Origin of the sequence: Algoriphagus marinus (genome assembly GCF_001936475.1) — a bacterium.
Classification (GTDB): Bacteria; Bacteroidota; Bacteroidia; order Cytophagales; family Cyclobacteriaceae; genus Algoriphagus; species Algoriphagus marinus.
Genome location: NZ_MSPQ01000003.1, coordinates 292,592 through 306,060 on the forward strand (window position 1 = coordinate 292,592; position 13,469 = coordinate 306,060).

The window sequence follows — 13,469 nt, forward strand, 5'->3', positions numbered from 1 at the left end:
TTAAGCTATTGATTAGTATGTGTTTACTCCATTACAAAAGGGTAGTCTTCTTGGACATAGACGTCTTTGAAAGCATCCATTCCATCAGGCCAAGGAGATTCTTCGGCAAATTTCACTGCCTCGTTCACTTGATTTTTCACTTTTGCGATGATTGCTTCGATTTCTTCCTCAGTCAAAATCTTATGGTCACGGATAGTGCCTAAGACTTGCTCGATTGGATCACGTTGCTTGTATTCTTCAACCTCCTCTTTGGTTCGGTACTTCTGAGGATCAGACATGGAGTGGCCCTTGTAGCGGTAAGTTCGCATTTCCAAAAGCGTCGGCCCATCACCTCTTCTAGCTCTGTCTGCAGCCTCGGCTACTGCCTCATGTACCGCTTCTACATTCATTCCATCTACTGCAAATGATGGCATATCATAGGATTCCCCAAGAGTTGAAAGGTCGTCCACATTGGAAGAGCGTTTTACAGCAGTTCCCATCGCGTAGCCGTTATTTTCGATTACGAAAATCACTGGAGTTTTGTATAGCATCGCCAAGTTTAGCGCTTCGTGAAAAGCTCCCTGACGTACCGCTCCATCACCCATGTAGCAAATCGCAAGGTTTTTAGTGCCTTTGTATTTTTCTGCAAAACCGAGACCTAGACCCATCGGCACTTGTGCGCCTACGATTCCGTGTCCACCATAGAAATTTTTCTCTTTGTCAAAGATGTGCATCGAGCCACCTTTTCCTTTGGTCGTTCCGGTAGCTTTGCCAAAAAGTTCTGCCATCACCGCTCCCGGATCAGTACCTAATCCCAATGGATGTGCATGGCACCTGTAAGCGGTAATCCACTTATCATCTTTAGTCAAAGCGGAAATTGCTCCTGAGGCGCAAGCTTCCTGTCCAATGTATAAATGACAGAATCCTCTGATTTTTTGCTGCCCGTAAAGCTGTCCTGCCTTTTCCTCGAATCTCCTCATTAGGAGCATGCTTTCGTACCAATAAGAATAAGTTTCTTTCGAATAGTTAACCTTAGACTTGGTCGCTGCAGTTTTCTTTGCCATATCTTAAAATCAAAATGTGCTATTTTTAGATTTCAAATATAAGCAAGCATCCCTAAAAATCAGGCTACCGCCAAAATAATTACCCAAACACATGTATCTGAAGTCGCTTGATCTTATCCAATTCAAAAATCATGAAAAGCGTCATTTCGACTTCAGCGCTCAGTTGAACTGCTTTGTAGGGCTCAATGGATCAGGGAAAACAAACATTCTCGATGCCATTCATTACCTCTCACTCACCAAAAGTGCCGTCCAGTCCAGTGATAGCCTCAATGTGCAGCATGAACAGGATTTCTTTGCGATCAAAGGGCAATTTGAACTCAGCGATAAGCCGGTGGAGGTGCGATGCACTTTTGAGCTGGGCAAGAAGAAACTTATCTATCAAAATGGAAAGGCTTTAGACAAAATCTCAGAACATGTGGGTTTGATTCCTCTGGTTTTGATCGCGCCTGATGATACAGAGTTGATTAAAGGGGGAAGCGATGGCAGGCGTAAATTCTTTGATGGCTTGATTTCACAGCTCGATCATAGTTATTTGGATAAGTTGATTCGCTATCATCATTTTTTGAAACAACGAAATGCCTTGCTGAAGCAATTTGCGGAAACAGGCCGTCGGGATTTGACTTTATTAGAAAGCTACGATCAGGAGTTGATAGTCTTGAGTAAGTTTTTAGCCTTGCGGAGATCGGAATTGCTTCAAGAATTGGCACCGCTCCTTCAGCGGGATTATGAAGAGATTTCCCAAGGGCAGGAAAAAGTCACCATCACTTATGAGACGGAAGCTTTAAGGGAAGATTTTGATTCCTATTTCTTAAGCCTTCGGAAAAAGGACTTGATCACGAAAAACAGCAATGCGGGAATTCATAAGGATGATTTCAACTTTCAGATTGGCGATCATCCCATCCGAAAGATCGGGAGTCAGGGCCAGCAGAAGTCCTTTATCATTGCACTGAAGCTTGGGCAGTTTCAGATTTTTGAAAAGTCAAGAGGCGAAAAGCCACTGCTACTTTTGGATGATATATTCGACAAGCTCGATGATCTCAGGATTGCGCAGCTAATGCAGCTGATCTCCAAGCATACTTTTGGTCAGATCTTCCTGACCGATGCCCGGCCGGAGCGATCGAAGAAGATTCTGGGAGATTTGGATGCGGAGCTGCGATTTTTTGAGATGGAGAAAGGATAAAAAAAGAGGCCGAAGCCTCTTAAACTCATTCTTATTTGTCCTTTAAATTATACTTAAGATATTGAAAATAAATATTTGGAATAATTAACAGCAACAATACCCACCAATAGTCCAAAACAAGCTGAGGTTTAAAGACAATAAAATATATCGCCACAAACAATGAAAAGGAGCTTGCAATACTAATCCATACTACTTTACCTTTTTTATATTTATTGAAATTCCTAATAAATTCAAAAATCAAGTAAATCAATAAAATCCCAACTATCAAATATTGAAAATTTTCCATAACTTCTAATTTGCAGCTTTACATAACGTGTGATTATCCATAGCTTGTGCCATTTGAATAGTCATATTTACCAATGCCATTGCCTCGCAAGTTATAACACCTGCATGTCCTGAAACTCCTGCCAAAGCAAAACACATAAATACAGAAAAATCGTAATTATGATGAATTCGATTAAAGTCTTCCGCAAACCTATCATCACATGAGTCTAAAATCCTATAATTTGAAGATTTCAAATTACTAATTGAGGGCTTAGGAAAAATTTCATTTCTAGATTTACTTAGGATTTCAAAAATTCGATTTTCCTTCATTTGATTTAATTCGGGATACTCCGTGTATAGATGAAGAATCATTTTGCTTACTAATAATTCATGATTTTCAAATAGACCTTCAGGTAGTTCCAGTATTTCAGAAATTTCTTGAACACTACTGACTTCAATCAATTGGTTATTTTTTCTTGAACTAGCTATTCTATCATAAATCATTTTTTGAAGCTCTATTTGCTTTGAAAAATAGTTTTGAAATAATTTATCAGATTTTAAAAGTGATATTAGTTCAAAATCCTGCCTATTTAGATCTTCTTGCTCATTATCAATGCAAGAGGGAAGAAAAAAAATCGTAATAATCCACAGTGAAAAAATTAATTTCCGTACTGTGTTTTGTGTTTTGTGTTTTGTGTTTTCATTTTTTTGGTTGTTTGATTATTCTCAAATCTCTACAGCAAAAAGGACAAAAAAAATACCCAGTATTGGGTATTTTTCGAAAGTCTTAAGCTTTTAGGAGGGTTTTTTTAACGATTCGATTTTCTATTCTCAAACCAGAACCTAAGATTTTCAATCTTTTAGTTCAAGTCCCTGCTATTTTCCGGAGCAAAGTTTACTCTTCCTCGGATTAAAAATCCTAGGATCGTGGTTCCCGATTGCAAATCGGGAACAGCAGGACGATATTTTTGATAAGCTCGATTATCTCAGGATTGCGCAGCTAATGCAGCTGATTTCCAAGCATACTTTTGGGCAGATCTTCCTGACCGATGCCCGGCCGGAGCGATCCAAAAAGATTCTGGGAGACTTGGATGCGGAGGTTAGGTTTTTTGAGATGAAGAATGGATAAAAAAAAGAGGCCGAAGCCTCTTTAGATTAATTCCACAATCCTTCTGGATATTCTCCCGAATTATGAAGCTGCTTCAATGCTTCGATCACGACAGGCTTGTCTTCGGTATAAGTGACGCCAAACCAAACTTTGCCACCTTCCAGGATTTCAAATGCTGCTTTGCCTTCTTGGATCAAGTTGTTGGCTACAGTTGGGATGTAAAATTCAGATTTTAAATTTTCCCGATTAGCCGGAAGGAATTCATTCCACATCCGCTCGATATCTGCGAAGACATCCGCATGGAATCCCCAGAAATTCATACTTACAGGGGTGTTTTCGGCGATTTCCAAAACTTCATTTTCTCCTTTACTAAGAATTTTCCCATCATATCGGGCGATGGAAGTTCGCTCGATCATTCCGATCAACTGACCTTTCTCATTCGTTTCGCAGACCCCACGGCTGACAGTACCATGCTCAGAAAGCACATTTTGGATGGCATAGCCCACCATCGCATGAAGGTCTGGCTTTACTTCAGTGGAAAGGAATTTTCCTAAAACCTCAAAAGCCTCTTTTCCATAAAAATCATCTGCATTGATTACTGCAAAAGGCTCCTTGATCGCATCCTTAGCGCAAAGTACTGCATGAGCGGTTCCAAAAGGTTTTACGCGATCGGCTTGCTTCAACTCTGCTGGCACAAAGCTGTCCAAGGACTGAATCACCCAATCCACTTCGATTTTACCCTCTAGTTTGGGTAGGAATTTCTCTTTGGCGATTTCAAGAATTTCCTCACGAACGATAAATACCACTTTACCGAACCCCGCTCGGATGGCATCAAAAATTGAATATTCTAGGATTGTTTCGCCATTGGGACCAAAGCCATCAATTTGCTTATTCCCGCCATATCGGCTTCCCATTCCTGCTGCAAGTACTAAAAGTGTTGGTTTCTGAGTCATGTTATTTTATCTGAAAGTAGGTTTAATCGCTGAGAACACGGAGGTTTTTCGGAGTTACTCAAAGGAAAAAGTATTGTTATAAAGTCTTAATGATGAACCTTTTTAATGACCATATTTTAATTTTCTCTGATTTCCGAGAAGCTCAATTTTATTCTTTAATCCCTCTGTTGTGAAACTGCGATTCATGAATATTTTTCTGAACGGGGACAAAATTAGCTGAATATCTCTCGAGGGCAAATGTAATCTGGAATTTCTTAACCTCTAGTTGAGTTTAATTTGAACCAAAAAAATCCATAAAAGCACTTTTTTGACTGATCATAGTATTCAAAATAACCATATGATCTTTATTCTGATTAATATTTTTGTGAAATAGCATTAAAATGAAACCATTAAATTACTTTTTTACAATTTTCTATTTACTTTCATGCCAAAATCACAACAAACCATTAACCTTATTGAGAATATGAAAAAAATTGAAGCGATCATTCGAACCTCACGCTTTGATCAAATCCACAAATGTGTAGCTGGGTTGGGTGTGAAATTCCTCTCTTTCTATGAGATCAAAGGGATGGGATTTGAGCATGCTAGACAGGAAATGTACCGCGGAGTATCTTATGAACCCGCATATATCCCACGTACCAAATTGGAAATTGTCGTACCGGATGATCTGGTCGATTCGGTGATCAAATGTATTCTGAGCGAAGGAAAGACAGGCGAAATCGGGGATGGGAAAATCTTTGTCTTCGATGTGCTGGAAGCTTACCGAATACGAAACAGCGACACTGGAGAGCAAGCACTTTAATTTCTTTCAAAAAAATACCTATCGAACCTATTTTACCCATGCAAGAATTATTCACCGTAAACAATCTGTGGATGATGATGGCAACCATTTTGGTCTTCATCATGCACTTAGGATTTGCCAGCTTGGAAGCTGGATTGACCAGATCCAAAAACACCGTAAACATTTTATTTAAAAACACCATCATACCCGGAATCGGGATTTTGACTTATGCATTCGTCGGTTTTAATCTGATGTATCCAGGTGGAGACTATGCTGGAGCATTCTTTGGTTTTGCCGGATTTGGGCTCCCTCTTCCCGAAGGATGGGATACCAGCAATTATAACGAAGGGTACACCTTTTTCACTGATTTTATTTTCCAGGCCATGTTTGCCGCTACAGCAGCAACCATCGTTTCCGGAGCTGTGGCTGAGCGAGTGAAGCTTGGGCCATTTATCACCTTCTCTATATTGTATGTCGCGATTTGCTACCCGATCGTCGGAATGTGGAAATGGGGAGGTGGGTTCTTGAATACCTTAGAAACTCCTTTTTATGATTTTGCGGGTTCTACCATCGTACACTCTGTGGGCGGTTGGGGAGCATTAATAGGAGCGTATTTGCTCGGTCCAAGAATCGGGAAATATACTGAAAATGGCATGAAAGCGATTCCGGGTCATAATATTCCCTTGGCCGTTATTGGAGTATTTTTATTGTGGTTCGGCTGGTTTGGATTCAATGGCGGATCCGTACTCAGCGCAAGTCCAGGATTGGTGTCCAAAGTTTTTGTGACTACTTCAATCGCAGCTTCAGCTGGTGCATTCGGAGCATTAATCATCTCTTATTTGAAGTTTAAGACTTACGATATCACGATGGTGCTGAATGGTATTTTGGCTGGCTTGGTCGGTATCACAGCCGGAGCAGATCAAATGGGGGTTGGAGAGTCAGCCATTATCGGCTTTATAGGCGGTGGATTAGTTGTTTTTGGTGTTGTCTTTTTTGATAAAATCAAAATTGATGATCCTGTTGGGGCTATCTCAGTCCATTTGGTTGGGGGAATCTGGGGAACTTTGGCAGTTGGACTCTTTGGGGATTTGGCTGGGATGAGTCAGGTTATCTCCCAGTTGACAGGCGTAGCCTCAGTTGGAGTATTCTGTGTAGGTTTTGCTTGGGTAATTTTCTTCACGATGAAAAAGACAATTGGAATCCGGGTAGATGAAAAAGAGGAAACTGAAGGATTGGATATCAACGAGCATGCGATGCGAGCTTATCCAGACTTTGCGACCAAGGATTGATTGAAAAAATGTAACTCAAAATAAAGCCCCGGTTTTAAATCCGGGGCTTTTTGCTTTAGATGGCTAATTGGAAGTAACGATTGAGAACAGGTTCATGAACCTTCCCAAACATTGAATAACACCAGTCTTTAAATTCTTGGACTTCTGTTGGTAAAATAAGTCTAAGTCCTTTTCTAAGCTCTCGCTCAAACAGATATCTCGAAAAGCTTACTTTCTGTAGAATGGTCTTTACGTATTCTATCATAGTCTAAAGAGTTTAAGGTTTATTAACTGATTTTATGTTTCCATACGGAGGCATTTCTGCCAATGTTGCGTTATTTAGAGAATTAAACAATAGAATTATCCCTATTTTCGCAACTATGAATAAAACGTTTGCCCGTTTCCTTTTCGTATGTATTTCTTTCCTCGTGCTGGGATTTTCTCAGGCTCAAGAGGTTGCAATAGAATTAGGTCCTGAGGAAATCGGTATTAATGAAACGTTCACCATCAAGGTAACGCTGTCAGACGAAAAAATCAAATCCTATGACCAGTTTCCGGAGATTACCGGTTTTCAAAAACAGGGCATATCTCAATCATCATCCATGAACTTGATCAATGGTCAGATGAGCAGTTCGAATAGCATCATTCAATATTACAAACCTTCCAAGAAGGGGACATTTACACTGCCCAACTTTGAAATTGCGATTAATGGAAAGTCTTACTCCTCAGCAGGTCAAAAAATCCAAGTGGTAGATGCGGTGAGTTCTGGAGGACTAGGAAGTGGTTCCGCAATTGATCCTTTCGCTGATTTTTTTGGCAGAAGTACTGAGCAGCCTGAGTTTGTGGAGCTTGACGATGATGCTTTTTTCTCCCTTTCGGTAGACAAAGAACAAGTGTATCAAGGCGAAGGGTTTAATATTACACTTGCTTTTTACATGTCTGAAGAGAATCAGGCTCCTTTTCAGTTTTATGAGCCAGGTAAACAATTAGATGCAATTCTGAAAAAGATCAAGCCTACCAATGTTTGGGAGGAAAACTTCAATATCACCAATATCGATCCGGATAAAGTCACCATTAACGGTAAGAGATGGACTCGATTCAAAGTTTATGAAGCTACTTTTTTCCCATTCTCCGAAGGTGAAATCGAAATTCCCCGAATCCCTTGGGAGATGATCAAGTATAAAGTGGCGAAGAATCCAACTTTTTTTGGAGCAAATCGACAAGAGGATTTTAAGACTTTTTACTCAAGTCCCAAGACCATTAAAGTGATACCTCTACCTCCACATCCATTGAAAAATGAAGTAAGTGTGGGGCAGTTTCAGCTTCGCGAAAATATCACAGATATTGAAGTGGAAACCGGTCAAGGTTTTGATTATAATTTCGGAATTTCCGGGGTTGGAAATATAAATGCTGTATCACCACCAAAAAGAATTCCAACGGCGAATCTAAACACCTTTGATCCAAATGTAAGACAGCAAATCAATCGGGGATACGGTAGAGTTTCGGGCATCAAAGATTTCAATTATTACATTACTTTCACCGAAGCAGGTGAGTATGATTTGAGTAAAAACTTTGAATGGATTTACTTTGACCCGCAGCTTGCAGTTTACGATACGCTTAGATCTTCTGCTAGGGTAAAGGTAGTGGGGGAAAGCAAAACCAACGAGGCAATTTCAAGTCAAAGACTTGGAGGCTTATATGATCGAATCAGCGTGGAGGATAATCGGTTTTTAAACGAGAAGTATAAATACTATTTTACCGCCGCAATTAACGTTCTACTACTGCTTATTTTAGTTTTGATAGCAGTTTTGATTTTAAGAAGAAGATAATGGGGAATTCATTCGGGAAGCTGTTCAAAATCACCACTTTTGGTGAGTCCCATGGAGTGGCTTTAGGGGTAATAATCGAAGGTTGTCCAGCAGGATTGATCATTGACGAAGGGAAAATAATTGTAGAAATGCAACGCAGGAAGCCTGGACAATCCAAAATCACAACCCAGCGAAAGGAGGAAGATGAAATTGAAATTCTTTCCGGAGTTTTTGAAGGGAAAAGTACCGGGACACCCATAGGAATCGTCATTCGGAATGCCGATCAAAAATCAAAAGACTATACCCATATCGCCGATAAATTTCGACCATCTCATGCCGATTACACTTATTTTGAAAAATATGGTATTCGAGATTATCGGGGTGGCGGAAGAAGTAGTGCCCGTGAAACTGCCGCTCGTGTAGCAGGAGGAGCGATTGCAAAACAATTTTTGGAGGCCAAAGGAATCAGTATCTCTGCTTTCGTGACCCAAGTCGGGGACTTAAAACTTGATAAAAATTACCAAACCCTTGATCTATCAGAAGCTGAGAATAACCTCGTAAGGTGTCCAGATCCGGAAATGGCTGAGCAAATGATAGAATTAATTGATTCTGTCCGCTTGGATCGGGATACTATTGGCGGAGTCGTTTCCTGCGTGATAAAAAATACACCTCCAGGTCTTGGTGAGCCGGTTTTTGATCGACTCCATGCTGAGCTTGGTAAAGCAATGCTTAGTATCAATGCCGTCAAAGGATTTGAATATGGAAGCGGCTTCGAAGGAGTGAAGATGCGTGGATCAGCTCACAATGATGCATTTGTCAAGGAGGGAGAAAAAATAAAAACCATTACCAATCACTCCGGAGGGATTCAAGGTGGAATTTCCAATGGAGCCGATATTTATTTCAATGTTGCTTTTAAGCCCGTTGCTACAATTATGCAAGACCAGGCTTCTTTGAATGAGGCTGGAGAACAAGTGACTGTTTCCGGTAAAGGACGACATGATCCCTGTGTAGTCCCTAGGGCTGTGCCGATCGTGGAAGCCATGGCCGCTTTAGTCATAGCCGATTATCTTTTGTTGTCAAAAACTAATAAACTGCAGGATATATAAACCCTTACTCATGCGAAAGAAAATACCCTTACATACGCAGATTATCGCTGGCCTTATTCTAGGCCTCGCTTTCGGTCTGATCGTTATCCGGACGGATATCCCTAGTTCTTTTACCATAGATTTCATCAAGCCTATCGGGACCATCTTTATCAATGGCTTGAAAATGATCGCTATGCCTTTGGTATTGGCATCATTGATTATCGGGGTGTCGAATCTTGGAGATATTTCCAAATTAAGCCGAATTGGAGGAAAAACGATTTTCACATTTATTCTTACCACCATTGTTGCCATTACGATCGGATTGACTTTGGTAAATGTATTTAAGCCAGGTAAGAGTCTGCCTGTTGAGACAAGAGAAAGTCTGATGGCACTTTACGAAGGGGATGTGAGCAAAAAGTCTGATGCTGCAGCAAAATTCCAAGAGCAAAGCCCACTTCAGCCGATTGTGGATATGGTTCCGGAAAACTTCTTTATGGCTACCACAGATAATGCTGCCATGCTCCAAGTGGTTTTCTTTGCCATTATCGCTGGAATAGCCCTTTTGCAAATTCCAAAAAGTAAGGCTGCCCCTGTGATTGCTTTCTTCGATGGATTTAATGATGTGATTATTCAAATTGTGAATTACATCATGCTGATTGCTCCATATGGGGTGTTTGCGCTGATGGCTTCGCTGATTGTCGAGATAGCCGGAGATAACCCGGATTCAGCTTTTGATTTGCTTTATGCATTATTGAAATACAGTTTGATTGTACTTGGTGGATTGTTCTTCATGATGCTCGTGATTTATCCTTTGCTCCTAAAGAGCTTTACCAAGGTGCCGTATTTACAGTTTTTCAGAAGTATTCGACCAGCGCAACTGTTGGCATTTTCTACTAGTTCAAGTTCTGCTACCCTTCCTGTGACTATGAAAATCGCAGAGGAAGAACTTGGCGTATCGGAAGAGATTTCTTCCTTTGTCCTGCCTTTAGGCGCTACGATCAATATGAACGGTACAAGTTTGTACCAAAGTGTGGCTGCGGTATTTATCGCACAGGCTTTGGGTATGGAACTTTCCTTTTCGCAGCAATTGATGATTGTATTGACTTCTACTTTAGCTGCAATTGGCTCGGCGGGTGTGCCTGGAGCGGGATTGATTATGCTGATTGTGGTGTTGGAATCTATCGGAGTTCCTGCTGCGGGTATTGCTTTGATTATGGCTCCGGATCGAATTTTGGATATGTTCCGAACTGTAATCAACGTAACCGGTGATGTGGTAGTGACCACAGTAGTAGCCAGTACGGAAGGTGAGCTTCCGGAAGGTTTGCTACGCAAATCAAATCCTTTCACAGCCAATGAAAGTGTGCAGGAAGAATCCTAATCTCATATAACCTAAAAAAAAATAGGCTGCTTTAGTAATTAAAGCAGCCTATTTTCATTTAAAGGGTTGGATTATTTCAGGCTTCCAGTCATATCCTCTGGCTTCACCCATTCTGTAAATTGCTCAGAAGTCAGCAGTCCTAATGCGATGGCGGCTTCTCTCAAGCTAGTTCCTTCTTTATGCGCTTTTTTCGCAATAGCGGCTGCATTTTCATACCCGATATGTGGATTCAAAGCAGTCACGAGCATTAGGGAATTTTCCAAGTGTCGCTGAATCATCGGAGCGTTTGGCTCAATTCCAATCGCACAATTATCATTGAACGAAACACAAGCATCTCCAATCAAGCGAGCAGATTGCAAGAAATTGGCAGCGATCATCGGTTTGAAGACGTTCAATTCGAAATGACCGTTAGATCCACCGATTGAAATAGCTACATCATTTCCCATCACTTGAGCAGCAACCATAGTAATTGCTTCCACTTGTGTTGGGTTTACTTTTCCTGGCATGATAGAAGATCCTGGCTCATTTTCCGGAATTAAGATTTCTCCAATTCCTGATCGTGGTCCTGAAGAAAGCATTCGGATATCATTTGCGATTTTCATCAGCGATACGGCGACTTGCTTTAGTGCACCATGTGATTCGACCATTCCATCATGAGCTGCAAGGGCCTCAAACTTATTTGGAGCGGTGATAAAAGGATGACCGGAAAGCTCAGCTATCTTTTTTGCAACTAGTTCAGAATAACCTTTTGGAGTATTCAAACCAGTACCAACTGCCGTACCTCCAAGTGCCAATTCTGAAAGATGGGAAAGTGTGTTTTTCAAAGCCCGAAGTCCATGATCTAATTGCGCGACGTAGCCGCTAAATTCCTGTCCCAAAGTCAATGGAGTTGCGTCCATAAAGTGGGTACGTCCGATTTTCACCACATCTTTGAACGCTTTAGCTTTTGCATCAAGCGTATCACGAAGCTTTTGTACACCCGGGATAGTGGTTTCTACCACCATTTTGTAGGCTGCAATATGCATTGCAGTCGGGTAGGTATCATTTGAAGATTGGGACTTGTTGACGTCGTCATTCGGGTGGATTTTCTTTTTAGCATCCTCGAGTGAACCTCCCAAAAGTACATGTGCCCGGTAAGCAATCACTTCATTTGAGTTCATGTTGGATTGGGTTCCAGAGCCAGTTTGCCATACTACCAGCGGAAACTGATCATCATGCTGTCCAGCCAGAATCTCATCGCAAACCTTCCCGATGATATCCGCTTTTTCCGGTTCCAATACGCCCAATTCAGCATTGGTTTGTGCTGCTGCTTTTTTCAAAATCGCAAAAGCCCGAATGATCTCGATAGGCATTCGGTTTTTCTCTCCTCCGATTTTGAAATTATTGATTGAACGCTGCGTCTGTGCTCCCCAATATTTATCTGCGGGTACCTCAACAGGGCCCATGGTGTCTTTTTCGATTCGAATACTCATATCTTGGATTTAAAGGATTAAAATTCTGGTTGCTAAATTAAGTCAAATGCTTTTTTCTCTAAAATCCATTCCAGTAAAATCACCGATTTTCTGCATTTTTCGTTGATTTCAGTCTTTCATCTGAAAATTGATCAGTTGATGAAATTCTTTCTGTGATGATTTTAATTGACGATTGAAAAAGAACAAGGCCAATCCATAATTGAATAGCGCAAGTGCAAAACAAATCGAGGCATTGAAATAATTAATAACTCCAAAGCTGTAAAATAGGCCAAAACCGATCAATAAGAGGGACCAAAATGCTAAGAAGAAAATCGCTCCTGGAAACAAACGGTAGCTAAGAAAGAGGATACTTCCTCTGGGAGTTTCCTCGACTTTCCCCAAAATCAAAGGCAAAAAAGTATCGCCTTTGTCCACAACTTTGGAGATGCGAAAACCCTTTTGGCCTATAATCCCATTGAACAAAATCCCTCTGGAGTTTTGAGTTCTACGATCAAGGTAATTTACCTCTTTCGTCACCCGATTCAGCTGACCCAGCACTTCCTCTTTAGAAAGTGCACTTACAAGGGTTTCGCTATGGAGAGGGATAAGGTTCAAAATTGGGTTATTTTACTGCAATACAGGAGATTTCAACATTTACATTTTTGGGCAGCTTACTTACTTCAACTGTCTCGCGCGCTGGAGGGTTTGATTTAAAATATTGGCCGTAAGCTTCATTGATCGTCCCAAACTCATCCATGTTTTTGATGAAAATGGTGCATTTGACCACATTTGCAAATGAGAAATCGGCGGCTCGAAGTATAGCTTCCATGTTTTTCATCACCGCATGCGTCTCTTCGGTGATGTTTTCATTGATCAGTTCACCCGATTCCGGGTCAAGGGCAATATTTCCCGAGACATAAAGTGTATTTCCGGCTAAAACTGCCTGAGAATAAGGTCCGATTGGAGCCGGTGCTTCTTTTGTAAATATGATTTGATTAGCCATTTTATAATATCTATTTGTTGTTTTCTGAACTTTTAAATTCACGATCTATTTTATTTTAACTGCCCACTGCCCACTGCCCACTGCCCACTGCCCACTGCCCACTGCCCACTGCCCACTGCCCACTGCCCACTGCCCACTGCCCACTGC

14 protein-coding genes are annotated in these 13,469 nt (G+C 41.1%); 7 read left to right on the top strand and 7 right to left on the bottom strand.

What is annotated here, in order from left to right; all coding sequences use genetic code 11:
* Nucleotides 1-23: 23 nt before the first annotated feature.
* Nucleotides 24-1,043 (bottom strand): pyruvate dehydrogenase (acetyl-transferring) E1 component subunit alpha, encoded by a 1,020-nt coding sequence (pdhA, locus tag BVC88_RS08090; protein ID WP_075350155.1) that lies wholly within the window; start codon nt 1,041-1,043, stop codon nt 24-26.
* Between the two features lie 91 nt (nt 1,044-1,134).
* On the opposite strand from pdhA, the gene recF reads away from it, so the two are divergent.
* Nucleotides 1,135-2,223 (top strand): DNA replication/repair protein RecF, encoded by a 1,089-nt coding sequence (gene recF / locus BVC88_RS08095; RefSeq protein ID WP_075350156.1) that lies wholly within the window; start codon nt 1,135-1,137, stop codon nt 2,221-2,223.
* 291 nt (nt 2,224-2,514) lie between these two features.
* Here recF and BVC88_RS08105 read toward each other — a convergent pair whose 3' ends face one another.
* Nucleotides 2,515-2,991 carry a hypothetical protein gene (locus tag BVC88_RS08105; RefSeq protein WP_075350158.1) on the bottom strand — a complete coding sequence of 159 codons (477 nt, stop codon included), beginning with the start codon at nt 2,989-2,991 and terminating at the stop codon, nt 2,515-2,517.
* Nucleotides 2,992-3,490: 499 nt separating this feature from the next.
* Between BVC88_RS08105 and BVC88_RS21545 the strand changes: the two genes are divergently transcribed.
* Complete coding sequence (locus tag BVC88_RS21545) at nt 3,491-3,616, top strand: hypothetical protein (protein WP_317044969.1); 126 nt, start codon at nt 3,491-3,493, stop codon at nt 3,614-3,616.
* A gap of 26 nt (nt 3,617-3,642) precedes the next feature.
* Here BVC88_RS21545 and BVC88_RS08110 read toward each other — a convergent pair whose 3' ends face one another.
* On the bottom strand, nt 3,643-4,548 hold the full coding sequence (locus BVC88_RS08110) for a nucleotidyltransferase family protein (protein ID WP_075350159.1): 906 nt from the start codon (nt 4,546-4,548) through the stop codon (nt 3,643-3,645).
* 463 nt (nt 4,549-5,011) lie between these two features.
* Here BVC88_RS08110 and BVC88_RS08115 point away from each other — a divergent pair, with 463 nt between their 5' ends.
* Both BVC88_RS08115 and BVC88_RS08120 read left to right on the top strand, forming a co-directional pair.
* Complete coding sequence (locus tag BVC88_RS08115) at nt 5,012-5,350, top strand: P-II family nitrogen regulator (RefSeq protein ID WP_075350187.1); 339 nt, start codon at nt 5,012-5,014, stop codon at nt 5,348-5,350.
* A gap of 38 nt (nt 5,351-5,388) precedes the next feature.
* Nucleotides 5,389-6,618, top strand: a complete 1,230-nt coding sequence (locus BVC88_RS08120; protein WP_075350160.1) for an ammonium transporter — start codon at nt 5,389-5,391, stop codon at nt 6,616-6,618.
* A 55-nt stretch (nt 6,619-6,673) separates the two neighbouring features.
* On the opposite strand, the gene BVC88_RS08125 is transcribed toward BVC88_RS08120, so the two are convergent.
* Nucleotides 6,674-6,862: a hypothetical protein gene (locus BVC88_RS08125; protein ID WP_075350161.1), complete on the bottom strand. Its 189-nt coding sequence runs from the start codon at nt 6,860-6,862 to the stop codon at nt 6,674-6,676.
* 115 nt (nt 6,863-6,977) lie between these two features.
* On the opposite strand from BVC88_RS08125, the gene BVC88_RS08130 reads away from it, so the two are divergent.
* The 3 genes from BVC88_RS08130 to BVC88_RS08140 are packed head-to-tail and all read left to right on the top strand — an operon-like array spanning nt 6,978 to nt 10,868.
* Nucleotides 6,978-8,426, top strand: a complete 1,449-nt coding sequence (locus BVC88_RS08130) for a BatD family protein (RefSeq protein WP_075350188.1) — start codon at nt 6,978-6,980, stop codon at nt 8,424-8,426.
* A complete protein-coding gene (gene aroC, locus BVC88_RS08135) occupies nt 8,426-9,511 on the top strand; it encodes a chorismate synthase (RefSeq protein ID WP_075350162.1) in 1,086 nt (361 codons plus the stop codon). Before BVC88_RS08130 ends, aroC begins: the two co-directional genes overlap by 1 nt.
* 10 nt (nt 9,512-9,521) lie before the next feature.
* Nucleotides 9,522-10,868: a dicarboxylate/amino acid:cation symporter gene (locus tag BVC88_RS08140; protein WP_075350163.1), complete on the top strand. Its 1,347-nt coding sequence runs from the start codon at nt 9,522-9,524 to the stop codon at nt 10,866-10,868.
* 71 nt (nt 10,869-10,939) lie between these two features.
* Here the strand turns inward: BVC88_RS08140 and fumC are convergent, their stop codons facing one another.
* The 3 genes from fumC to BVC88_RS08155 all read right to left on the bottom strand — a co-directional run bounded on the left by fumC (nt 10,940) and on the right by BVC88_RS08155 (nt 13,322).
* Nucleotides 10,940-12,340 carry a class II fumarate hydratase gene (fumC, locus tag BVC88_RS08145; RefSeq protein ID WP_075350164.1) on the bottom strand — a complete coding sequence of 467 codons (1,401 nt, stop codon included), beginning with the start codon at nt 12,338-12,340 and terminating at the stop codon, nt 10,940-10,942.
* Nucleotides 12,341-12,448: 108 nt separating this feature from the next.
* On the bottom strand, nt 12,449-12,934 hold the full coding sequence (locus BVC88_RS08150; protein WP_075350165.1) for a hypothetical protein: 486 nt from the start codon (nt 12,932-12,934) through the stop codon (nt 12,449-12,451).
* 7 nt (nt 12,935-12,941) lie between these two features.
* A complete protein-coding gene (locus tag BVC88_RS08155; RefSeq protein ID WP_075350166.1) occupies nt 12,942-13,322 on the bottom strand; it encodes a RidA family protein in 381 nt (126 codons plus the stop codon).
* Between the last annotated feature and the right edge of the window lie 147 nt (nt 13,323-13,469).